Annotated in this window: 19 protein-coding genes; 7 read left to right on the forward strand and 12 right to left on the reverse strand. The window is 63.0% G+C overall.

From position 1 onward, the window contains the following. The first annotated feature begins 16 nt into the window (after positions 1-16). The 3 genes from PMI40_RS16495 to PMI40_RS16505 are packed head-to-tail and all read left to right on the forward strand — an operon-like array spanning position 17 to position 4,813. A complete protein-coding gene (locus PMI40_RS16495) occupies positions 17-2,893 on the forward strand; it encodes a type VI secretion system Vgr family protein (protein WP_008117568.1) in 2,877 nt (958 codons plus the stop codon). A gap of 27 nt (positions 2,894-2,920) precedes the next feature. Continuing rightward, a complete protein-coding gene (locus PMI40_RS16500) occupies positions 2,921-3,922 on the forward strand; it encodes a hypothetical protein (RefSeq protein WP_008117570.1) in 1,002 nt (333 codons plus the stop codon). Positions 3,923-3,937: 15 nt separating this feature from the next. Further along, positions 3,938-4,813, forward strand: a complete 876-nt coding sequence (locus PMI40_RS16505; RefSeq protein WP_238540969.1) for a hypothetical protein — start codon at positions 3,938-3,940, stop codon at positions 4,811-4,813. Positions 4,814-5,084: 271 nt separating this feature from the next. Here PMI40_RS16505 and guaA read toward each other — a convergent pair whose 3' ends face one another. From guaA to PMI40_RS16525, 4 genes are all read right to left on the reverse strand, one after another. Beyond that, entirely contained in the window at positions 5,085-6,677 is a 1,593-nt protein-coding gene (guaA, locus tag PMI40_RS16510) for a glutamine-hydrolyzing GMP synthase (RefSeq protein WP_008117575.1), read from the reverse strand. A 110-nt stretch (positions 6,678-6,787) separates the two neighbouring features. Next, positions 6,788-8,248, reverse strand: a complete 1,461-nt coding sequence (gene guaB / locus PMI40_RS16515; RefSeq protein WP_008117591.1) for an IMP dehydrogenase — start codon at positions 8,246-8,248, stop codon at positions 6,788-6,790. Between the two features lie 94 nt (positions 8,249-8,342). Beyond that, positions 8,343-8,648, reverse strand: a complete 306-nt coding sequence (locus PMI40_RS16520) for an RnfH family protein (protein WP_008117593.1) — start codon at positions 8,646-8,648, stop codon at positions 8,343-8,345. Beyond that, positions 8,641-9,072 carry a type II toxin-antitoxin system RatA family toxin gene (locus PMI40_RS16525; RefSeq protein WP_008117595.1) on the reverse strand — a complete coding sequence of 144 codons (432 nt, stop codon included), beginning with the start codon at positions 9,070-9,072 and terminating at the stop codon, positions 8,641-8,643. Before PMI40_RS16525 ends, PMI40_RS16520 begins: the two co-directional genes overlap by 8 nt. A gap of 67 nt (positions 9,073-9,139) precedes the next feature. Here PMI40_RS16525 and smpB point away from each other — a divergent pair, with 67 nt between their 5' ends. Then, the gene (gene smpB / locus PMI40_RS16530; protein WP_008117597.1) at positions 9,140-9,589 is read left to right on the forward strand and encodes an SsrA-binding protein SmpB; all 450 of its coding nucleotides are present in this window, start codon (positions 9,140-9,142) and stop codon (positions 9,587-9,589) included. A 49-nt stretch (positions 9,590-9,638) separates the two neighbouring features. Here smpB and PMI40_RS16535 read toward each other — a convergent pair whose 3' ends face one another. Both PMI40_RS16535 and PMI40_RS16540 read right to left on the reverse strand, forming a co-directional pair. Continuing rightward, a complete protein-coding gene (locus tag PMI40_RS16535; protein ID WP_040502225.1) occupies positions 9,639-11,222 on the reverse strand; it encodes a tetratricopeptide repeat protein in 1,584 nt (527 codons plus the stop codon). A 51-nt stretch (positions 11,223-11,273) separates the two neighbouring features. Next, complete coding sequence (locus PMI40_RS16540) at positions 11,274-12,008, reverse strand: hypothetical protein (RefSeq protein WP_008117601.1); 735 nt, start codon at positions 12,006-12,008, stop codon at positions 11,274-11,276. A gap of 375 nt (positions 12,009-12,383) precedes the next feature. On the opposite strand from PMI40_RS16540, the gene PMI40_RS16545 reads away from it, so the two are divergent. Both PMI40_RS16545 and PMI40_RS16550 read left to right on the forward strand, forming a co-directional pair. Continuing rightward, a complete protein-coding gene (locus PMI40_RS16545; protein ID WP_008117603.1) occupies positions 12,384-13,073 on the forward strand; it encodes a response regulator transcription factor in 690 nt (229 codons plus the stop codon). Position 13,074: 1 nt separating this feature from the next. Then, positions 13,075-14,484, forward strand: a complete 1,410-nt coding sequence (locus PMI40_RS16550) for an ATP-binding protein (RefSeq protein ID WP_008117613.1) — start codon at positions 13,075-13,077, stop codon at positions 14,482-14,484. Between the two features lie 6 nt (positions 14,485-14,490). Here the strand turns inward: PMI40_RS16550 and PMI40_RS16555 are convergent, their stop codons facing one another. From PMI40_RS16555 to ppsA, 3 genes are all read right to left on the reverse strand, one after another. Next, positions 14,491-15,405, reverse strand: coding sequence for an SPFH domain-containing protein (locus PMI40_RS16555; protein WP_008117615.1), 915 nt, complete (start codon positions 15,403-15,405; stop codon positions 14,491-14,493). 169 nt (positions 15,406-15,574) lie between these two features. Beyond that, positions 15,575-16,009 (reverse strand): NfeD family protein, encoded by a 435-nt coding sequence (locus tag PMI40_RS16560; RefSeq protein WP_008117617.1) that lies wholly within the window; start codon positions 16,007-16,009, stop codon positions 15,575-15,577. Between the two features lie 185 nt (positions 16,010-16,194). Next, positions 16,195-18,552, reverse strand: a complete 2,358-nt coding sequence (gene ppsA, locus PMI40_RS16565) for a phosphoenolpyruvate synthase (RefSeq protein ID WP_040502226.1) — start codon at positions 18,550-18,552, stop codon at positions 16,195-16,197. A gap of 361 nt (positions 18,553-18,913) precedes the next feature. On the opposite strand from ppsA, the gene PMI40_RS16575 reads away from it, so the two are divergent. Further along, positions 18,914-19,768: a pyruvate, water dikinase regulatory protein gene (locus PMI40_RS16575; protein WP_040502230.1), complete on the forward strand. Its 855-nt coding sequence runs from the start codon at positions 18,914-18,916 to the stop codon at positions 19,766-19,768. On the opposite strand, the gene PMI40_RS16580 is transcribed toward PMI40_RS16575, so the two are convergent. From PMI40_RS16580 to rnhB, 3 genes are read right to left on the reverse strand one after another with little or no spacing between them, the layout of a single operon-like run. Then, complete coding sequence (locus PMI40_RS16580) at positions 19,765-20,226, reverse strand: DUF6314 family protein (RefSeq protein ID WP_008117623.1); 462 nt, start codon at positions 20,224-20,226, stop codon at positions 19,765-19,767. The genes PMI40_RS16575 and PMI40_RS16580 overlap by 4 nt on opposite strands. 1 nt (position 20,227) lies before the next feature. Beyond that, positions 20,228-21,037: an RNA methyltransferase gene (locus PMI40_RS16585; protein ID WP_008117625.1), complete on the reverse strand. Its 810-nt coding sequence runs from the start codon at positions 21,035-21,037 to the stop codon at positions 20,228-20,230. Beyond that, the gene (gene rnhB / locus PMI40_RS16590) at positions 21,034-21,720 is read right to left on the reverse strand and encodes a ribonuclease HII (protein ID WP_008117627.1); all 687 of its coding nucleotides are present in this window, start codon (positions 21,718-21,720) and stop codon (positions 21,034-21,036) included. The genes PMI40_RS16585 and rnhB overlap by 4 nt, the downstream gene beginning before the upstream one ends. Between the last annotated feature and the right edge of the window lie 10 nt (positions 21,721-21,730).

The raw sequence follows: 21,730 nt of genomic DNA on the forward strand, positions 1-21,730 counted from the left end.
CGAAGGTGAAACCCTGATGAACCTGTCGCTACCCGCCTCCGCCACGGCCGCAATGTCCGAGTTATTCGGTACCGGTCTTTCACAAAACGCACGCCTGGTCACGCTATCGACCGCACAGCAGTCCGGCCTGCCGGATTCGCTGGTCGTGGAGCGGTTTCACGGCGACGAGGGTATCAACGACAATTTTGCCTTCGATATCGATGCGCTGTCCGTTTCGACAGACCTCGACCTGAAGCAATTCATCGGCGCCGAGATCACGCTGCGCCTGCTCCAGGCTGATGGTTCGAATCGCAGCTGGCATGGCTATTGCACGCAGGCCTCCTGGCTGGGCGCCGATGGTGGCGTAGCCCGCTACCGGCTGCGCATGGAGTCGTTCCTGGCATTTCTTGCACTGCGCCGGGACAGTTACCTGTTCCAGGACATGACTGTCACTGACATCGCCGGCGCCTTACTCAAGGAATACCCCCAGGCCAATTTCGCGCTTGAGGTAACCCAGCAACTGACCAAGCGCGATATCTGCACCCAATATCGCGAAACAAACCTGGATTTTCTGCAACGCATCCTGGCCAGCGAGGGATTGAGTTTCAGGTTCGAACACGAGCAGGACGACGCTGGCAGCGAACCGGGCCAGGGCCAGTCGCACGCACGGCACAAGATGGTCATCTTCGATCGCGATGCCAAGGCGCCGGCCATGCCAGGCGGCTACGAAAGCATCCGCTTTCATCGTGTGTCGGCAATGGAAGCCACCGATGGGATCACCGACTTCAGCGCTGCGCGCGCGGTGCGCCCCAACGGGGTGGCATTGGCCAGCTGGCATCCGGAAAAATTGTCGGCGCCGTCCTCGGAAGAGGCTTCCGCTCTCGACGCCGGCGAGCTGCCCTCCCTGCCCATCTTTGACGGCACCGGCCAGCAGGATTTCACGGACCAGGAGGCGGCTGCCCGCCATGCGCAATTGATGCTGCAGGCGCTGGAAATGGAGAACAAGCGATTCGAAGGCGGCGGCTCGGTACGTCAACTGAGCGCTGGTTCGCAATTCGCGCTGACCCAGCACGAGCGCTATCGCGAGGGCAATAACACGTTCAAGGTATTGCGTGTGAGCCATGAAGCACGTAATAACCTTGGTGCCAACATTGCCGGCATCATCAGCTCCCTTGCCGCTGCCACTGCTTCCCTCTTCGGCAACAAGCCGGACGGCGCGCAGGCCGGTGACGAGTTGCAACCGGGGACTTATCGCAACCGGTTCGTGGTCGTGCGCGACAGCGTTCCGATCGTACCGGTCGCCATCACGCATCGCGTCAAGCCGACCGCACGCGGCACCCAGACGGCGCTGGTCACCGGGTTGCAAGATGCCACGGTCACCACCGATCGCAATCATCGCGTGAAGCTGCAATTTCACTGGCAGCGCGGCAAGAATCCGAACCCGGGGGGCTTGCGCGACACCGGCAATCTCGATGACAGCGAGGGCAACGCCCCTGGCTCGGACTCTTCCGGCACGTGGGTTCGAGTGGCCGAGGCGCAGTCCGGCGCCAACTGGGGCACCCAATTCACGCCACGGGTAGGCAGCGAAGTACTGGTCGACTTCATCGAGGGCGACATCGACCGTCCCGTGGTGGTAGGCCAGCTCTATAACGGCACCGACACGCCGCCATTTTCGGCAGGTGCCGATTCGGGCGTGAACCATGCGGGAACCATTTCCGGCTGGCATAGCAAGGCCCACGACGGCGATGGCTATAACCAATGGGTAGTCGACGACACCCAATCGCAACTGCGCATGCGGCTGGCATCCAGCACCGGCAAGTCGCAGTTGAACCTCGGTCACCTGGTCGACCAGGCCGAAGCCAGCGCCGAACGGGGCGGCTATCGAGGACAAGGCTTCGAGTTGCGCAGCGACGCCTGGGGCGTGGTGCGCGGCGCCGAAGGCTTGCTGATCTCGTCGACTGCGCGCCCGGCCAATGGCCCCAGCGTCACCAGCACCCAGATGGACAGCGCCGAAGCGATCGCTCAACTCAAGGGCGCACGCCAACTGGCGCACACGGTCGGAGAATCGGCGGCGCAGCAGCAGGCGCTGCATAGCGCCGACGCATTCGATGCCAAGAAATCGTTCATCTCTGCGATCGATCCCGATGACCAAGGCAAGCATCCCGCCAGCGTCAATGGCCAGGACGCGATGAAGACCGCCGATGGCTCGCGTGATCCCGACGCCAGCCAGCCGGTCGAAAAATTCGCCAAGGCTACGGTATTGATGGAGTCCCCTGCCAATATCAACTGGGCCAGCGCGGCCTCCACGCTGCTCTATGCGGGCGAGCACCTCCACTGGACCAGCCAGGGCGACGTGCATTGGAGTGCGGGCGACACGGTAAGCGCGGTGGCCGGCAAGGCCGCCAGCCTGTACGCGCATGAGGGCGGGATACAGGCGTTCGCAGGCAACGGCCCGGTCTCGTTGCAGGCGCACACCGACACGCTTGAAATCCTGGCCGACCAGGATGTGCTGGTCAAGAGCGTCAACGACAGCATCGAGATCAAGGCCAGCCAGAAGATCGTGCTGCAGGCCGGGCAATCATCGGTGACGCTGGAGGGCGGCAACATCACGTTCGCTTGCCCTGGCACGTTTTCGGTCAAGGGCGGGACGCATGCGTTTTCCGGGGGTGCCAGCGCGTCGCCGGATTTGCTGGCGCTGCCCGACACCAAGTACAAGCTCTACGACGAGGCATTCGTGGTGAAGGACCCCAACGGCGTCGCCCTGCCCGATATCCCCTACAAGATCAAGAGTTCGGCCGGCGATGTATTGGCATCGACCGCCAAGGACGGCTTCTCCGAGCGGGTGTCCACCGAAGCCAGCGAGGGTGTGGAGTTCGCCATGGAATGGTTCAAGGTCGTGCCGCCCCAGGGCTGAGGTCCGGCAATTAAAAGGAAATAATAAATGGGTGCTCCCGACAAGATCCAGTCGCAGACCAATACGGTGGACCGATCGAGCAAGGAATTGCATTGCGACTGCAACCTGATGTGGTCGATGATCCAGCAGATGAGCACCAAGCGGCTGTGCAAGCTGCACGGGCGCAACGAGGGCTCCATCATCCCGGTCTACAGCGATCGCGCGCGCCGTATATCGGCAACCTATGCCCGCTTCTATCTGGAGACGGAACAGTACGGCGACGCGTCCAAGAAGGGGCGATTCTACTGGATGGCCCTGGGCGCATTTGCCAGCAAGACGGTGGCGTGCTCACTGGACGACCTGCGGGTTCCCATTATCGACCCGGTGTTCAAGGGGCTGGCCAAGGGCAACCTCTGGCTGTTCTACGACATCAGCGGGTGGCATTGGTATTACACACGGTTTCGCAGCAGTTTCGACCAGTGCGTTTCATGCCGGGATGCCTCGGCCTATATCAAGCCGGTCAAGGACCAGGTCGCCAGCTATCCTTGGAAGGATGAGGCACTGGGGAAGATCAAGAACATGCATGAGCATGGGTATATTGTCGAGGGGTTTTCTCTGGTCAAGCAAATTGAGGAAAATGATGACCCCACTACAAAACGAGCACTACAGCTACAGCACTTGTTGGCTATTGCAAACCATGAACAAGGCGTTATCCTTCAGCCCCTGATTTACGATGACCCATCCTTCTCACGATGGGTCAAAGTGCAACGACTACCACTGATCAATATGGCATCACCCGAACTCCGCCTGGCGTTCTCCAGCGCATGTGATGCAAAGGATGAGCAGAAGAAGTCCGTCGCTCCGAGCACAACCATCCTCGAAAATTTCAAGAGCCGTATGGAGTGGATCACGAAAGCAGCAAATATATTTCACGACCTGATGCAGCGGCAGGCTCCGTATATGGAAGAACAAATTAACGCCATGGCTGGGTGGGTAGAGATGGACCAGTCAGAAAATATCCCGGCCCCGATGGGCATCCCACCATTCTGATGGCGCGCAGCCTATATGTTTAAACGCTTACGAATAAATATTTTTATTACGCTTTCATTTTGCATGTCGGTGCTGCTAGTCCTCGCCGCATGCAGCAAGAGCGAATCTGGAGCCATTTCTGAAATGACCAAAAGTATCTCAATAAAAATCAATGAATCGGCAGATGAACTAAAAAAGAGCAACCCTGGAGAATTCAAGCACACGCCACGCCCTCCCGGCGTCAATTTTTATTCTGTCGAATGGAAAACCGACGCCCCGGGCACCGTCAAGGTTGAACAAGGATCGCATTCTTTTGCTATCGGCTCCGCACTTAGCGTAACGGGTAGTGATGATCCGAATTTCCCGGATGAACATATTTTAGATTGGAAGATCAACGCAGGCGTGAGCGATGACGATCTCATCGGCCATGATGAGGCGCGTCGAAAATTCTTCAATATCCTGCGCGGTCTTCGAAACGCTGGATGGTCTAGATGGATATCCCCCAGTGAGCCGAGGCTCAAGGCAATAGATGCAATCAACTACATGCGCAATGGCCTGGCTGTGTACGGCCTTGATCCGGACTATGAGCTCAGCCTGGAACAGTGGATGGGCTTGCCGAGCCGGACAACCTGGCGACTCCATGCAGATAAGGCGTATCTGGATATCAGTCTTACCCGCGACCTGAGTCGGTCCGATCCCAAGCAACCCGGCGCCTATTTTGTCGAATACACCCTTGTGTCAGAAAACGAGCGGTTGCGCGCGATGGTCGGCCCCGAGAAAAGAGCTGCCTGGAAAGCCGAATTGCCACAACAACTGGCAAAGATGCACGCGGCTCGCCTGAAAAAAGAAGAACAGCTGAAGATCAGCCGTATCTCGATCGATGAAAGCTACCAAGATACGCCGATGCCCTGATACGAAAACTGGAAGATCCGCTGCACGGTGTTCTCGTTGAATCCCAAGAATGACCGAACTGTAATGACCGGTGCGCCGTGCCCGGAAAAGACACGCAAGTGATCGACTAAGTAGCGGATAAGCATGGCCGAGCGCTCCGGCAGGACATGGTTGCGCCTGGGCAGGCCGAGGACCGGATTGCTTCGTGGATGAAAAAACTTATGATTTCCGGCACTGAAGCACCATTGGAAAAAGGGCGCCATCGGCGCCCTTTGCATATCGACTTATCCGGTCACTCCCACTCGATCGTCGCCGGTGGCTTGCCCGAGATGTCATAGACCACCCGGTTCAGGCCGCGCACTTCGTTGATGATGCGGTTCGACACCCGGCCCAGCAACTCGTGCGGCAGGTGCGCCCAGTGCGCCGTCATGAAGTCCTGCGTCTGCACCGCGCGCAAGGCCACCACGTATTCGTAGGTGCGGCCGTCGCCCATCACGCCCACCGACTTCACCGGCAGGAACACGGCAAACGCCTGGCTGGTCTTTTCGTACCAGCTCTGGCCGTCTTCGTCCTTGGTGTTGCGCAGCTCTTCGATGAAGATGGCGTCGGCGCGACGCAGCAAGTCGGCGTATTCCTTCTTGACTTCACCCAGGATGCGCACGCCCAGGCCCGGGCCCGGGAATGGGTGGCGATACACCATCTCCGGTGGCAGGCCCAGGGCCACGCCCAATTCGCGCACTTCGTCCTTGAACAGTTCGCGCAGCGGCTCCAGCAGCTTCAGGTTGAGCGTCTCGGGCAAGCCACCGACATTGTGGTGGCTCTTGATGGTGTGGGCGCCCTTCTTGCCCTTGCCGGCGCTTTCGATCACGTCGGGATAGATCGTGCCCTGCGCCAGCCACTTGGCGCCCTTCAACTTGCCCGCCTCGACCTGGAACACTTCGACAAACTCGCGGCCGATGATCTTGCGCTTGGCCTCGGGGTCGGTCACGCCGGCCAGGTGGCCCATGAACTGCGCCGTGGCGTCGATGTGGATCACCTTCACGCCCAGGTTCTTGCCGAACATCTCCATGACCATCTTGCCTTCGTCCAGGCGCAACAGGCCGTGGTCGACGAACACGCAGGTCAGCTGGTCGCCGATGGCGCGATGGATCAAGGCTGCCGCCACGCTGCTGTCGACACCGCCCGACAGGCCCAGGATGACTTCGTCGCTACCGACCTGCTGGCGAATGGATTCGACCGCCTCGGTGATGTAGTCGGGCATGTTCCAATCGGACTTGCAACCGCAGATCTCGTGCACGAAGCGCGACAGCAAGGCCTTGCCCTGCACCGTATGCGTTACCTCGGGGTGGAACTGCACACCGTAGAAACGACGGTCTTCGTCGGCCATGCCGGCGATCGGGCAATTGCCGGTGGATGCCATCAGCTTGAAGCCGGCCGGCATCTCGTCGACCTTGTCGCCATGGCTCATCCAGACCTTCAGCATGCCGTGACCATGGGCGTTGGTGAAGTCGCTGATGTTTTCCAGCAGCGCCGTGTGGCCATGGGCGCGCACCTCGGCGTAGCCGAACTCGCGCAGGTGGCCGATCTCGACCTTGCCGCCCAGTTGCAGCGCCATGGCCTGCATGCCGTAGCAGATGCCCAGCACTGGCACGCCCAGCTCGAAGACGGCCTGCGGCACGCGTGGCGTGTCGCCTTCGGTGACACTGTTGGGGCCGCCCGACAGGATGATGCCGGACGCACCATAGGCGCGCACGAAGTCGTCGTTCACGTCATACGGGAAAACCTCGGAAAACACGCCGGCGTCGCGCACGCGACGGGCGATGAGCTGGGTGACCTGGGAACCGAAGTCGAGGATCAGGATTTTCGAGTGCGAATGCGTGGACATGGCGTCTGGATGGCTGCGTTGATGAAGAAGTGGCTCTACTGTAAAAAAATCAACAGCCCGACCACCGCGTGCAACACCTGCGGCGGGTCGGGCTGCGGCCGTGCCGAGGCTTACTCGGCGCGGTAGTTCGGTGCTTCCTTGGTGATCTGCACATCATGCACGTGCGACTCGCGCATGCCGGCCGAGGTGATCTCGACAAACTCGGCACGATCGCGGAAGTCGTCGATGGAACCGCAACCGCAGTAACCCATCGAGGAGCGCACGCCACCGACCAGCTGATACAGGATCGCCACCACGCTGCCCTTGTAGGCAACCCGCCCTTCGATGCCTTCCGGCACGAACTTGTCGGTGGTGTTCTCGCCATCCTGGAAGTAACGGTCGGCCGAGCCGTCGGCCATCGCACCCAGCGAACCCATGCCGCGATACGACTTGTAGCTGCGCCCCTGGTACAGCACGACCTCGCCCGGCGCTTCTTCGGTGCCGGCAAACATGCTGCCCATCATCACGCTCGAGGCACCGGCGGCCAGCGCCTTGGCAACGTCGCCCGAGAATCGGATGCCGCCATCGGCGATCACCGGCACGCCGCTGCCCTTGAGGGCTTCGGCCACGTTGGCGATGGCCGAGATCTGCGGCACGCCGACGCCGGCGACGATACGGGTGGTGCAGATCGAGCCAGGACCGATGCCGACCTTGACCGCGTCGGCGCCGTGCTCGACCAGCGCCCGGGCCGCGGCTGCGGTAGCGATGTTGCCGCCGATCACTTCGACATGCGGGTAACGGGTCTTGACCCACTTGACGCGATTGAGCACGCCCGACGAATGGCCGTGGGCGGTATCGACCACCAGCACGTCGACGCCAGCGGCCACCAGCAGTTCGATGCGCTCGTCGTTGTCCGGGCCGACACCGACGGCGGCGCCTACGCGCAGCTTGCCGTGTTCGTCCTTGCAGGCAAACGGGTGTTCGGTCGACTTCTGGATATCCTTGACGGTGATCAGGCCGCGCAGCTCGAAGGCGTCGTCGACCACCATCACGCGTTCCAGGCGATGCTTGTTCATCAGGCGCTTGGCTTCCTCGGGATCGGCGCCTTCCTTGACATAGACCAGCTTGTCGCGCGGGGTCATCTTGGCGCGCACTTCGGCGTCGAGCTCTTCTTCGAAGCGCAGGTCGCGGTTGGTGATGATGCCGACCAGGCTCTTGCCCTCGACCACCGGAAAGCCGCTGATGCCATGCTGCTTGGACAGCGCGATGACGTCGCGGATCTTCATGGTGGGAGGAATGGTGATCGGGTCACGCACCACGCCGGATTCGAAACGCTTGACCTTGGCCACTTCGCGCGCCTGTTCCCGCGGTGTCAGGTTCTTGTGGATGATGCCGATACCGCCCTCTTGCGCCATGGCAATGGCCAGCCGCGCCTCGGTCACGGTATCCATGGCCGCCGAGACGAGCGGAATGTTCAACGTGATCTTGCGCGTCAGGCGCGTGGTCAGGGTGGTGTCTTTGGGGAGGATGTCCGAGAAGGCCGGGACGAGCAGCACGTCATCGAATGTGAGTGCTTTTTGGAGAAGACGCATAGTGTTTCCTATAGGCGCAAAAGCGAATTATACAGAAAACTTGTATCCGCGTCTCGCGACTGTCGCGTTTCATCTGCGCACTGTGGCAAACGCATCAGCCGGGCTGGCCGCGCTCCTTGCGCACTACCCGTCGCCGACGCGATTCCATCGGGTCGGCAATCAACGGACGGTAGATCTCGATGCGGTCTTGCGCGCGCAGTACCGTGTCGAGCGACTTGAGCTTGCCGTAGATGCCGACCTTGCAGGCAGTCAGGTCGATGCCAGGATGCTGGCGCAGCAGGCCGCTGTCGACGATGGCCTGGCCGATGGTGCAACCGGGCGCCACCTGCAACGGCTGCAGCAGCTGCAGGTCGGGCGCGGCATAGCAGAGCTGCACTTGCAAAAGCGACAGGTCAGCCATATATCTGCTCGGCGCGCTTGCAGAACGAATCGACGAAGCTGTTGGCGATCATGCTGAAGACCGGGCCGATGACACCTTCGAGCAGGCGATTGGAAAATTCGTATTCCATGTCGAACTCGATCTTGCAGGCGTCGGGGCGCAGCTCCTTGAAATGCCAACGCCCTTCGAAATGCTTGAAGGGCCCCTCGACCAGGCGCATGGTCATGCGATTGGGCGGTTCATTGGTATTCTGGGTGCTGAACGATTGCTTCAGGCCGTGATAATTGATCTTGAGCTTGGCGGTCAACGTGTTTTCGCTGCGCTCGCTGACTTCGATCCCACCACACCAGGGCAGGAATTCGGGATAATCCTCGACCCGGTCCACCAGATTGAACATCTGTTGCGCGCTGTAGCCGATGAGGACGGTTTTATGTACGACTGCCATCTAGGGTGGTCCGTTTGATAAAATCGCAAAGCAGCAATTTTAAACCGACGAGACGAGTTTTACTTAGATGAGCATAGTTGACAACAAAAAAGCCTTTTTCGATTACTTCATCGAGGAGCGATTCGAAGCCGGCATCGTCTTGCAAGGTTGGGAGGTCAAATCGATCCGCGCCGGGCGCGTGCAGCTCAAGGAAGCCTATGTGATCGTGCGCAGCGGCGAGGTGTTCCTGTTCGGCGCTCACATCAGCGCCCTCACCAGCACCTCGACCCACGTCCACCCCGAGACCACCCGCACCCGCAAGCTGCTGCTCAACGCCGGCGAGATCAGCAAGCTGATCGGCAAGGTGGAACGCTCCGGTTACACGCTGGTGCCGCTGAACCTGCACTACTCGAAGGGGCGCGTGAAGTGCGATATCGGCCTGGCCAAGGGCAAGAAGCAACACGACAAGCGCGAAACCGAGCGAGCCCGTGACGGCCAGCGTGAAATCCAGGCGGCCATGAAGCAGCACCGCCGTTGAGCCGTACCCGCCACGCTTGACCCGCGGCTGCCCTACCGGCAGCCGTTTTTCATTGCGCGGCCAACAGCGCCGCGCAAGCGTGGCGCACCTGCTTGACCGGCTCGTCCCACTGCCCGCGCACTTGTTGACGCACCAATTGCAGTGAGGGATACCAGGCCGTGGCCCGAGGCGCCAGGCCCCAGCGCCATTCCCCTTCCAACCGCAGCAGCAGCCACCCCGGTCGCGCCAGGGCACCCGCCAGGTGCGCCACCGCGCTGTCGACGCTGATGACGGCATCGAGTTCGGCCACCAGCGCCGCGGTATCGGCCCAGTCTGCCAGCGGCACCCGCTGCAGGCGCCCTGGCTGGCGGCCCTGTTCGAGGGTGGCCAGCGCCTCGGTGTCGGTGGCGGGGATATCCGGCTGCAGGGCGACAAAATCGATCGCCAAGTCGAACAGCGGCAACAGCGCCGACAGCGGGATATCGCGGGTGTGGTGGATGGTGGCGTATTGACGGCCGGCCCAGGTGATGCCGATCCGCATCCGCTGTGCGCCGGACGAGCGCCAATGGCACCTGCGCGCCGGGTCGGCGACCAGGTAGGGCGGCGGTGGCGCGGCCGCCGGGTCGGGCAGGCCCAACAGCTGCGGCAGCGACAGCAGCGATGCCATGAGGTCATGCGGCGGCAGGCGCTTGTCGTCGCTCACGAACTCGCAGGTTGGAAACGACATGGCCAGCAACGATGCCATGGCGGGTGGGCAGCAGATGGTGGTGCGGGCCGCCCTCGCTGCCACCACGCCGATGTAACGCGCGAACTGCAAGGTGTCGCCCTGCCCTTGCTCGGCCCACAAGAGCACGTCAAGTCCGCGCACATCCTGGCCAGGCCGCCACGGCGGCTGGGTGCTGTGGGGCCGGGCGCGGGCCAATTCCTCGATCTCGTGGCGGGCTTCGTGCCCTTCCCAGCCCGCCACGAAGTCACCCTGCAACAGGTGCAGGTGGGCACGTCCGACGCGCGCCTGCGCAAACGACGGGCGCCGTTGCAGTGCGTGCTCGAACTGCGCCAGGGCGTGGTCGAAGCGACCCATCTGGCGCAGGATGGTGGCGCTGTTATAGGCCAGCAATACCTGCTGTTCGTCGCTGGCGTCGCCACCCACGAAACCCTGGTAGCAGGCCAGCGCTTCTTCGTGCCGGTTCAGGCGCAGCAGGATGTCGGCGCGCAACGCCCGCGCCGAAAAGTCGTCCGGTTGCGCCGCCAGCAGCAGGTCGATGCTGGCCAGCGCCGGCAGTGGCTGGTCCAGCGCCAGGTGGGCCGATGCCAATTGCATGGTGGTACTGGCAGTGAACACGCCCGTGGCCAGCGCTGCCTCGCATTGCGCGACCAACGCCAGCAGTGCCTGTCGGTAGGGTTGGCGCGCCTCGTCGAAGGTGGGCGCAATGGCCAGGCAGTGCCGGTACGCATGCACCGCAGCGGCGGCATTGCCGGCCTGCAGCAATAGATCGGCCCGTTGCATGTGTATCGGCAGGAACGCGGGCGCCAGCGCCAGTGCCTGGTCCAGCAACGCAATGGCCTGCGCAGGCTGGCCGGCGCCATTGATGGCAATGGCGCTGCACATGAATTCCATCAATTGGCCAAGCGTGGCGGGGTCGTGGTCGATCATGGCGCGCAGGTTAGCATAGCTACCGCGCGCCGGGCCGGGCGCCGGCACCGGCTAGGCGGTGGTATCGATCAGGTTGCCACTGGGTCGACCAGCGGCCAGCTTGTCCTTGAGCGCCTGCAGGAAGCTGCCCAGCGAAGAACTACCGTCGCCGGTGCCACCGGTCAGCCTGGAAAAGCTGCTCTTGAGCGAATCCAGGGTCGAGTCGCTGTCGTCGGTGCCGTCGCTGTCGTCGCTATCGTCCTGGCCGGCACCCGACAACGATGCGATGAGACTGTCGAGGTCGCCTCCCAGGCCGCCATGTGGCGGCGGCAGCCCGGACGGGGCGTACGAAGTGGCGGTCGCGATACCGACGCCGGTGGTCGTGCTGGCCGTGCCGCTGTCGTCGGCATCCTCGTCGCTCGCATCGCTGCCCTGCCCGCCACCCCCCTGGGCATGCAATGCAGCCAGCAGTTGTTGCAAGAAGCTGTCGAGCCTGGAATCGGTGACATTGACCGCCACCGAGACCGTGGTACCGGCGTTCGAGGCACTACTGGCCACCGTGCTGGCGCTGGCGGCGTCGGCCGAGCTGACGGCGCTGATGCTGTTGTCGTCGATGTCGATGCCCAGCGCCCCCAGCAGGTCCTTGAGCGCGCCCAGCAGCCCGCCGCCATGGGGTGGCGGCGGTGGCGGCGGTGGCGGCGCGTCGGCGCGCAGACTGGCGCTGGAGGCACTGGACGTGCTGCCCAGGCTCATCAAGCTGGCCAGGGTGACATTGCTGGTACTGCCGGACAGGCTGCCGATGGACATGATGTGTTATTCCCCTTGGTCTTGATCCCTACAGGCGGCATTGCAGGCAATGCGCGCGCTCCCGGAACGCAGTATCGTTCAGGCTCGCGCACGCGACTGCCCCCTATCGAGCAAAAGCAGGTAAAGTTTTGTCAATCGGTGAAAAGCGACTGCGTTCACGATGCGCTGGCTCGCATACGGCCAGGCAATTACTTCCAGACAAGATCGCAAGAAGCGAGCAACACGATCAGGAATTGTTTCCCCGGCGCGGGTAAATGAATGTAAAGATGCAATTGTAAAGACGCTCTGAAACACCTCTGCAAAACCTTTTACGGCATATTAGCGGCTGCCCGGCCCTGCGGCGTTCATGCAGGACAACCCAAATGGAATGCAGCAATGTCAAAAGTATTATTGATCGACGACGATGTGGAACTGGTCGACATGCTCAAGGAATACCTCGAGCAGGAAAAATTCGAAGTCAAGGTCGCCTACGATGGCGAAGCCGGCGCCGCCGAAGCACTCACCGGCCAATATGCCATCGCCGTGCTGGACGTCATGATGCCGCGCCTGAACGGCGTCGACACCCTGCGTCGCATCCGCGCCAAGAGCACCATGCCGGTGGTGATGCTGACCGCCAAGGGCGACGATACCGACCGCATCATCGGCCTGGAACTGGGCGCCGACGACTACGTGCCCAAGCCGTGCACGCCGCGCGAGATCGCCGCGCGCATCCGCGCCATCCTGCGTCGCGCCTCGGCCGAGAACACCGAACAATCGCCCTATTCGCCACTGGCCGTGGGTGCGCTGTCGATGTGGCCCGAGCAACGTCGCGCCACCTGGGGGGGCCGCCCGCTGGAACTGACCAGCAGCGAATTCAACCTGCTCGAGGTGCTGGCGCGCAACGCCGGCAAGCCGGTCAGCAAGCAGCACCTGTCGGAACAGGGCCTGGGGCGTCCGCTGGCGCGCTTCGACCGCAACATCGACGTCCACCTGTCGAGCATCCGCCAGAAGATCGCCGCCCTGGGCAGCGACAAGAGCTGCATCCAGACCGTCTATCGCCTGGGCTACCAGTTCATCAAGGAGTGACGTGGGTCGGTTATTCTGGAAGTTCTTCTTCTTCATCGCGATCGCCCAGATCACCGCCACCGTCGGCGTGGGCGTGCTGTTCTGGATCGAGAACCTGGAACGCAACAATCGCTCGTCCGAGATCGACCTGAGCCCTCCGGCCAGCTTCATGATCCGCTCGGCTGCCGCCACGCTGCAGTTCGGCGGCACCGAAGCCCTGCGCAGCCTGATCAACGAAGGCCATGAACATCGCCTCAAGCTGTATGCGGTCGACGAGAACATGGTCGACCTGATGGGGCGCGAGGTGCCGACCAAGCTGGTCGAAGAGGCGCGCGCCCTGCTGTCGTCGACACGCCAGCGGCATGTGGTGGAATTGGTCAAGGCAGCCAACGGTCATAGCTACCTGCTGTTCATTCCGGCGCCCCCGGACGAATTCGGCAATCGCGGCGGGCGCGACCCGCGCATGCGCGATCGCGGTCCGCCGCCGCCGATGTTCTTCCCCAGCATGCCGATCGCGGTGGCGCTGGTGGCCAGCCTGGTCTTCGCACTGCTGCTGGCCTGGTATTTCTCGCACCCCATCCGCCATCTCAAGAATGCCTTTGCCCAGGCCGCATCGGGCAACCTCGACCTCGAACTGGAACCGGTGATGAGCTCGCGCAGCGACGAGCTGGCCGACCTTGGCCGCGATTTCGACGCCATGACGGCCAAGCTGCGGGTCTTGATGGAAAGCCAGCGCCGGCTGCTGCACGATGTCTCGCACGAGCTGCGCTCGCCGATTGCACGGCTGCAGGTGGCCATCGGCCTGGCGCGGGTGCAGGACCGCGACAAACTGGAACTGACGCTGGAACGCATCGAGCGCGAGAGCATGCGCATGGACAGCCTGGTGGGTGAATTGCTGACGCTGTCGCGGCTGGAAGCCAATGTGCCGGGCTCGATGGAAGAAGACATCCCGATCGAGGCCTTGCTGGCCGACATGGTCGCCGACGCCGAATTCGAAGCGCAAGCCAATGGCCGCCACATCGATGGCCGGGTCGAATGCCCGGTGGAGATCAAGGGCAATCCGGAGCTGCTCTATCGCGCCATCGAGAACGTGCTGCGCAATGCCATCAAGCACACCGCCGCCGACACCACCGTGCAGATCACCGCCCAGGTCGACTACGCCGAGCACCTGCTGCACCTGTCGATCCTGGACCGCGGCCCGGGCGTGCCAGAGGACGAACTGGACCAGATCTTCGAACTGTTCTTCCGCAGCAGCCGCACCCGCAGCAACAGCGCCGGCCATGGGCTGGGGCTGTCGATCGCGCGTCGCATCATCGAGGCGCACCACGGCGCGATCCGGGCTACCAACCGCCAGGACGGCGGCCTGCAGGTCGACATCACCCTGCCCTTCATGCCCGAGAAGCCAGCGCCGGGCCAGGCGCTGGACGCCTGACGCCGGCTATCTGGACTGCGTCTTGACCACTTGCAGCGCGGTGGCGATCAGGCCGCTCATGTCGGACAGGTTGGCCGGCACGATCAAGGTATTATTGGTCTTTGCCAGCTCACCGAAGGCGTTGACGTATTGCTCGGCCACCTTGAGGTTGACGGCGTCGGTGCCGCCCGGCGCCTGGATCGCCGCGGCCGTCTTGCGGATCGCCTCGGCGCTGGCCTCGGCAATCGACAGGATCGCCGCCGCCTCGCCCTGGGCACGGTTGATCGAGGCCTGCTTCTCGCCTTCGGACTTGGCGATGGCGGCCTCGCGCTGGCCGGTGGCGATATTGATCTGCTCTTGCTTGCGGCCCTCGGAGGCGGCGATCAATGCCCGCTTTTCGCGCTCGGCGGTGATCTGTGCCTGCATCGCGTGCAGGATTTCCTTGGGCGGGGTCAGGTCCTTGATCTCGTAGCGCAACACCTTGACGCCCCAATTCTCGGCCGATTCGTCGATGGCGCTGACGATGGCGGTATTGATGTGGTCACGCTCCTCGAAGGTCTTGTCCAGTTCCATCTTGCCGATCACCGAACGCAGCGTGGTCTGCGCCAGTTGCGTGATGGCGGCGATATAGTTCGACGAACCGTAGGATGCGCGCATCGGGTCGGTGATCTGGAAATACAGGATGCCATCGACCTGCAACTGCGTGTTGTCGCGGGTGATGCAGACCTGGGGCGGCACGTCGAGCGGGATCTCCTTGAGGATGTGCTTGTAGGCCACGCGATCGATGAACGGCACCACGATATTGAGGCCGGGCCCTAGCGTCGCATGGTACTTGCCCAGGCGTTCGACCACCCAGGCGTGCTGTTGCGGGACCACCTTGACCGTCTGCACGACGAACACGATGGCAATGAAGAAAATGACCAGGGTTACGCTTCCCAGCATGGGGATCTCCTCGGGTTGGGTGATGAACCGGTAGCGCCGGCACCGCCAGCGCTTGATGTACTTGATGTACTTGATGTGCTTGCTACGCTCAATGCATCGAATGCATCGAATGTGTCGAATACGTCGAATACGCCAGGTGCGGCCCGCCGCACCGGCTCGCTCGATGCGTTCAGCGCGGGGCGACGATGAGGCGACTGCCGCGTATTTCGCGGATGATGCAGGCGCCGGGCACAGGCGCATGCCCGGCTTCGAGTTCGACATCCCACAACGCGCCCCGGTACGGTACGCGCGCCACATGCGTGCTGCCGTGCTGCCGCCAGGCCGGCACCTCGAGCGTCTGGCCGATGTCGAGCAATTGGTTCGGATCGTCATTGGCGCGCCCCCGTCGCAGGCGGCCGAATCGACTGCGACGCAACCCCAGCACGGCGGCCACGCCCACTGCAGCGGCGGCCAGCAACTGCCATTCGAGCAGCGCGCCACCCAGCGCCAGTCCGCCGCCCGCGACCAGCCCGAGCGCAATCATCAGCAGGTAGAAGGTACCCGAGAACAGTTCGGCGGCAATCAGCACCCCGGCCAGCACGAACCAGATGGACCAGTCGCTCATGGAAGAACCCGTTAAAGACGTAGAAAAGGATCGAACAGTAGCCAACAGGCGCCTTTCTTGCCGGCAAGCTGCGCGTAGTCTAACGCACAACCGGCGTCGCCAAGAAAAAAGGCGCGCACATTTCCGTGCGCGCCTTCCCGGTGTATCGCCAGCCGGCCTTTACCGCCGGCCGCGTCGATGCTCCATCACTTCTGCTTGGCCAGGTTCTGCCAGGTATCGATCACGGTGTCGGGGTTGAGCGAGATCGACTCGATACCCTGCTCCATGAGCCACACGGCGAAGTCCGGATGGTCCGAAGGACCCTGTCCGCAGATGCCCACGTACTTGCCCTTTTCGCGGCAGGTATTGATCACCTTGGTCAGCAAGGCCTGGATCGCCGGGTCGCGCTCGTCGAAATCGGCGGCCAGCAGTTCCATGCCGGAATCGCGGTCCAGGCCCAGCGTCAGCTGGGTCAGGTCGTTGGAGCCGATCGAGAAGCCGTCGAAGTGCTCCAGGAACTGCTCGGCCAGGATCGCGTTGGATGGCACTTCGCACATCATGATCACGCGCAGGCCGTTCTCGCCGCGCTTCAAGCCATACTTGCCCAGCAGGCCGATGACCTTCTCGGCCTGGCCCAGCGTGCGCACGAACGGCACCATGATCTCGACATTGGTCAGGCCCATTTCCTCGCGCACGCGCTTCAAGGCCAGGCATTCCATCTGGAATGCTTCGGCGAAGTCATCGGCCAGGTAACGCGCCGCGCCACGGAAGCCCAGCATCGGGTTTTCTTCGTCCGGCTCGTAGCGCGAACCACCGATGAGCTTCTTGTACTCATTGGACTTGAAGTCGGACAGGCGCACGATGACCGGCTTGGGCCAGAACGCGGCGGCGATGGTGGCGATGCCTTCGGCCAGCTTGTCGACGTAGAACGCCTTGGGCGAGGCGTGACCCCGGGCCACCGACTCGACCGCCTTCTTCAGGTCGTTGTCGATGTTCGGATATTCCAGGATCGCGCGCGGGTGCACGCCGATATTGTTGTTGATGATGAATTCCAGGCGCGCCAGGCCAACACCGCCATTGGGAATCGACTGGAAGTCGAAGGCCAGTTGCGGGTTGCCCACGTTCATCATCACCTTCAACGGGATCGGCGGCAGTTCGCCACGCGCCACTTCGGTCACCTCGGTCTCGAGCAGGCCGTCATAGATCTTGCCTTCGTCGCCCTCGGCGCAGGACACGGTCACCAGGGTGCCATCCTTGAGCACGTCGGTGGCATCGCCGCAACCGACCACGGCCGGCACGCCCAGTTCACGGGCGATGATGGCCGCGTGACAGGTACGGCCGCCACGGTTGGTGACGATGGCCGAGGCGCGTTTCATCACCGGTTCCCAGTTGGGATCGGTCATGTCGGCCACCAGCACGTCGCCCGGTTGCACCCGTTCCATCTCGGCCGGGTCGCTGATGACGCGCACCGGGCCGGCACCGATCTTCTGGCCGATGGCGCGGCCGGTGGCCAGCACCGTGCCCGAGCCCTTGAGCTTGAAGCGCTGCTGGGCGTCGGTCGCCTTCTGTTGCGACTTCACCGTTTCGGGACGCGCCTGCAGGATATACAGCTTGCCGTCGCGGCCGTCCTTGCCCCACTCGATGTCCATCGGACGACCGTAGTGCTTCTCGATGATGGTGGCGTACTTGGCCAGCTCGACCACTTCGGCGTCGTCCAGCGAATACCGGTTGCGCAGCTCGACCGGCACGTCCACGGTCTTGACCGAGCGGCCGGCCTTGGCTTCACCGGTGAATTCCATCTTCAGCAGCTTGGAACCCAGGTTGCGACGGATCACCGGCTGCTTGCCCAGTTCCAGCATGGGCTTGTGCACGTAGTATTCGTCCGGGTTGACGGCGCCCTGCACCACGGTTTCGCCCAGGCCATAGCTGGACGTGATGAACACCACGTCCTTGAAACCGGATTCGGTGTCGATCGTAAACATCACACCGGCGGCGCCGACGTCGGAACGCACCATGCGCTGCACGCCTGCCGACAAGGCCACTTCGGCGTGCGTGAAGCCCTTGTGCACGCGATAGGAGATCGCGCGGTCGTTGTACAGCGAGGCGAACACGTGCTTCATCGCTTCGAGCACGTTGTCGATGCCGACCACGTTGAGGAAGGTTTCCTGCTGGCCGGCGAAGGAGGCGTCGGGCAAGTCTTCGGCGGTGGCCGACGAACGCACGGCGAACGACATCTCGCTGGTGGAGTCTGCCACCAGTTTTTCGTAGAAGGCGTGAATCTCGTCGTTCAGGCGCGGCTGGAACGGCGTGTCGATGATCCATTGACGGATCTCGGCGCCGGCCTGGGCCAGTGCGCGCACATCATCGATATCCAGTTTTTCCAGGCGCGTGGCGATACGCTGGGCCAGGGTCGGGCCACCGTCGGCGCTATGCTCGAGGAAATCACGGAAAGCTTGCGCAGTCGTGGCAAAACCGCCCGGCACGCGCACACCGGCGCTGGCCAGCTGGCTGATCATCTCACCCAGCGAAGCGTTTTTGCCACCGACGGACTCGACGTCCGTCATGCGAAGGGATTCAAAGGGAGCTACGTATACTGCCCCCTGGGTATGGACTGCGTTGGACATGACTACCCCTAACTTGATGATAAGAAATCTTCGCGGGCGCAGCATGCGTCTGTTGATTTTTGTTATTCTGCGACGGTGCCGGCATCGGAGCCGAGCCCAGCGACATCACCAGGTCCGCAACACGCGCGCAGCCGCCGAGGACGTTTGCCAATGCAAACATCACTACAAGGTCGGCCAGATTGCGCAAGCGGTTCAGGGTCATCGTGGTTGGGCTGCTCGATCAGTTGCTGGGCATTGTACCGCGTGAAATCATTTTTGGTTATTGCACCTTCCTTTTTTTATATTGACTGGCGACAACATCATGCTCGACCCCATGCCTCTTCCGCGCACAGCCCCCATGCTGGCGGCCAACCGCACGGTCTTCTTCGTCTCCGACGGTACCGGCATCACTGCCGAGACCCTCGGGCATTCGGTGCTGAGCCAGTTCGAGCTGCGTTTCAAGCAGGTGCGCCTGCCGTTCATCGACACCATCGACAAGGCGCATGAAGCCACGCGCAAGATCAACGATGCGTTCCAGGTCGACGGCAAGCTGCCGATCGTGTTCTCGACCCTGGTCAAGTCCGAGTTGTCGTCGGTCATCCGCCAGGCCAAGGCGATGCACATGGACCTGTTCCAGACCTTCGTCGAGCCGCTCGAGCAGGAATTGGAGATCAAGTCGACCCACACCATCGGCCGCAGCCACAACACCGCCGATTCGGAGGAATACCGCACCCGCATCGAGGCGATCAATTTTTCGCTGGCGCATGACGATGGCCAGTCCAACAAGAACCTGTCGGAAGCCGATGTCATCCTGGTGGGCGTGTCGCGCTCGGGCAAGACCCCCACCAGCCTGTACCTGGCGATGCAGTTCGGCATCAAGGCGGCCAACTATCCGCTGATCCCGGACGACTTCGAACGCGACAAGCTGCCCGGTGGCCTGGCCATGTACAAGAAGAAGATCTTCGGCTTGACCATCGCCCCCGAACGCCTGGCCGAGGTGCGCAACGAACGGCGCCCGGGCAGCAAGTATGCCGCGCTCGAGAACTGCCGCTACGAGATCAATGAAGCCGAGAACATGATGCGTCGCGAAGGGATACGCTGGATGTCGTCGACGGCCAAGTCGATCGAGGAGATCGCCGCCACCATCCTGCAGGAACTCAAACCCGAGACGCGCTAGCTCCCGGCGCGCCGGTAGGTGGTGAGCAGGCGCGTATGCTTGTGCGGCCCGCGGATCCAGGTCTGCTGCTGGAACTGGCCGGCCGCCTCCAGCAGATAACTGGCGGTATAGCAATCGGCGCCGCACAGGTGCTGTGCCGCCGGCGCCAGCCGGTTGCCGTCCAGCACGTAATGCTGGTAAGGCTGGCCGGCGCGCTCGCCATCGGCGAACGACACCATCACGCCGTGGGCATCGAAACGATAATCGAACAGGCGGGTGAAGGCGATCGGCCGCCCCTGCGCCATGTGCAGCGTGCCATGCTCGCGATAGCGCAGCAGGTCGGGCGCGAGCCGGCTGAATTCGCATGCCCCGGACGCCTGCGCCTGCACCGTCTCGTCGGCACCCCATATCGACCTGTCGAAGATCCAGGCACCGCTGAAGAAGTCTTGCAGCGCGAGATTGTCGCCGGGGATGCCCATGTCAGTACTCGACGGTGCGCTGGCGCACCTGCTCGAAGAAGCAAACGGCGGCGGCGGCCGCTACATTGAGCGACTCGATCTGGCCCAGGTGCGGGATCACCACCTCTTGCGTGGCCAAGGCCATGAGCGGGGCCGACACGCCCTGCCCTTCATGCCCGAACAGCCAGGCCACCGGTTGCGACAGGTCGCACTGGTAGATCGTCTGCGCGGCATGCGAACTGGTGGCCAGCACCGGCACCGCGCTGGCGGCGCACAGCGCGGCCAGGTCCACGTTCTCGTGGATATCGAGCACGAAATGGGCACCCATGCCGGCGCGCAAGACCTTGGGCGACCAGGCTGCGGTGGTGCCCGCGGCGCAGAATACCTGGCCGATGCCGGCCGCCGCGGCGCTGCGCAGGACCGAACCGAAATTGCCCGGGTCCTGCAAACCATCGAGCAGCACCGCCGAGCCTTGCAGCAGCGCCGGCGCCGGCAATACCGGCGTGGGCACCACCAGCAACAGGCCGACCCCGTTCTCGACCTGGCTCAGCGCGCGATACAGGGCGCTGGCCAATACCAGGCAGGGTGTGCGCAGCGCCTCGCAGCGCGCCAGGATAGGCGCCAGTTCGGGATGCGCCTGGGCCGCCTGGTCCACCACGCACAGCTGGGCCGCGCCACGATGCTGCAACCAGGCTTGCGCCAGGTGCACGCCATCGAGCAGCGCCAGCCCGGCGCGGCGCCGCGCCTGGGCACTGTCGGCGAGTTGCCGCAGTTGCTTGAAGCGCGGATTGTCCTTGGACGTCAGCAGCCGGGACGAAGCAGGCTCGCTCATCGCGGCACCCCGGGCTGGCCCAGCATCACCTCGGGCTGGCCCAGCATCATCCCGGGCTGGCCCAGCAGCGCCTTGACCGGTGCATACGAGCGGCGATGCACCGGCGACACGCCGTGCAGCTTGAGACGCTCCAGGTGCAGCGGTGTCGGGTAACCCTTGTGGCGGTCAAAACCGTAGTGCGGGTAGCTGTCGTGCAGCACCATCAGTGCCGCATCGCGCGCGGTCTTGGCCAGGATCGATGCGGCCGAGATGGCCGGTACCTTGTCGTCGCCCTTGACGATGGCCTCGGAGCGTATCGTCATCACGGGGCACCGGTTGCCGTCGATCAACGCCAGCGTGGGCATGGTGGCCAGGCTTTCCACGGCGCGGCGCATGGCCAGCATGCTGGCCTGCAGGATGTTGAGCTGGTCGATCTCCTGCTCGGTGCAGGAGGCGATCGCCCAGGCCAGCGAATGGCGCTTGATGTGCAATGCCAGGCTGTCGCGGGACGCCTCGGACAGCTTCTTGGAGTCGCGCAGGCCGTCAATCGGACGCTGCGGGTCGAGGATCACCGCCGCCGCGAACACCGGGCCGGCCAGCGGCCCGCGCCCGGCCTCGTCCACGCCGCAGATGACTTCTCCGGCGTAATCGAACAGCGACAGGGTCTGGGGTGGTGGCGGCTGGCCGGTCTTGATGCGGGGCATGGATCTTCCT

It is taken from the genome of Herbaspirillum sp. YR522, assembly GCF_000282575.1.
GTDB lineage: Bacteria > Pseudomonadota > Gammaproteobacteria > Burkholderiales > Burkholderiaceae_D > Herbaspirillum.

What these genes read in the sequence shown, in the direction of transcription:
- PMI40_RS16495 (WP_008117568.1), top strand. Translation starts at nt 17, where the DNA reads ATGAACCTGTCGCTACCCGCCTCCGCCACGGCCGCAATGTCCGAGTTA.
- PMI40_RS16500 (WP_008117570.1), top strand. Translation starts at nt 2,921, where the DNA reads ATGGGTGCTCCCGACAAGATCCAGTCGCAGACCAATACGGTGGACCGA.
- PMI40_RS16505 (WP_238540969.1), top strand. Translation starts at nt 3,938, where the DNA reads ATGTTTAAACGCTTACGAATAAATATTTTTATTACGCTTTCATTTTGC.
- guaA (WP_008117575.1), bottom strand. Translation starts at nt 6,677, where the DNA reads ATGTCCACGCATTCGCACTCGAAAATCCTGATCCTCGACTTCGGTTCC.
- guaB (WP_008117591.1), bottom strand. Translation starts at nt 8,248, where the DNA reads ATGCGTCTTCTCCAAAAAGCACTCACATTCGATGACGTGCTGCTCGTC.
- PMI40_RS16520 (WP_008117593.1), bottom strand. Translation starts at nt 8,648, where the DNA reads ATGGCTGACCTGTCGCTTTTGCAAGTGCAGCTCTGCTATGCCGCGCCC.
- PMI40_RS16525 (WP_008117595.1), bottom strand. Translation starts at nt 9,072, where the DNA reads ATGGCAGTCGTACATAAAACCGTCCTCATCGGCTACAGCGCGCAACAG.
- smpB (WP_008117597.1), top strand. Translation starts at nt 9,140, where the DNA reads ATGAGCATAGTTGACAACAAAAAAGCCTTTTTCGATTACTTCATCGAG.
- PMI40_RS16535 (WP_040502225.1), bottom strand. Translation starts at nt 11,222, where the DNA reads ATGATCGACCACGACCCCGCCACGCTTGGCCAATTGATGGAATTCATG.
- PMI40_RS16540 (WP_008117601.1), bottom strand. Translation starts at nt 12,008, where the DNA reads ATGTCCATCGGCAGCCTGTCCGGCAGTACCAGCAATGTCACCCTGGCC.
- PMI40_RS16545 (WP_008117603.1), top strand. Translation starts at nt 12,384, where the DNA reads ATGTCAAAAGTATTATTGATCGACGACGATGTGGAACTGGTCGACATG.
- PMI40_RS16555 (WP_008117615.1), bottom strand. Translation starts at nt 15,405, where the DNA reads ATGCTGGGAAGCGTAACCCTGGTCATTTTCTTCATTGCCATCGTGTTC.
- PMI40_RS16560 (WP_008117617.1), bottom strand. Translation starts at nt 16,009, where the DNA reads ATGAGCGACTGGTCCATCTGGTTCGTGCTGGCCGGGGTGCTGATTGCC.
- ppsA (WP_040502226.1), bottom strand. Translation starts at nt 18,552, where the DNA reads ATGACGGACGTCGAGTCCGTCGGTGGCAAAAACGCTTCGCTGGGTGAG.
- PMI40_RS16575 (WP_040502230.1), top strand. Translation starts at nt 18,914, where the DNA reads ATGCTCGACCCCATGCCTCTTCCGCGCACAGCCCCCATGCTGGCGGCC.
- PMI40_RS16580 (WP_008117623.1), bottom strand. Translation starts at nt 20,226, where the DNA reads ATGGGCATCCCCGGCGACAATCTCGCGCTGCAAGACTTCTTCAGCGGT.
- PMI40_RS16585 (WP_008117625.1), bottom strand. Translation starts at nt 21,037, where the DNA reads ATGAGCGAGCCTGCTTCGTCCCGGCTGCTGACGTCCAAGGACAATCCG.
- rnhB (WP_008117627.1), bottom strand. Translation starts at nt 21,720, where the DNA reads ATGCCCCGCATCAAGACCGGCCAGCCGCCACCACCCCAGACCCTGTCG.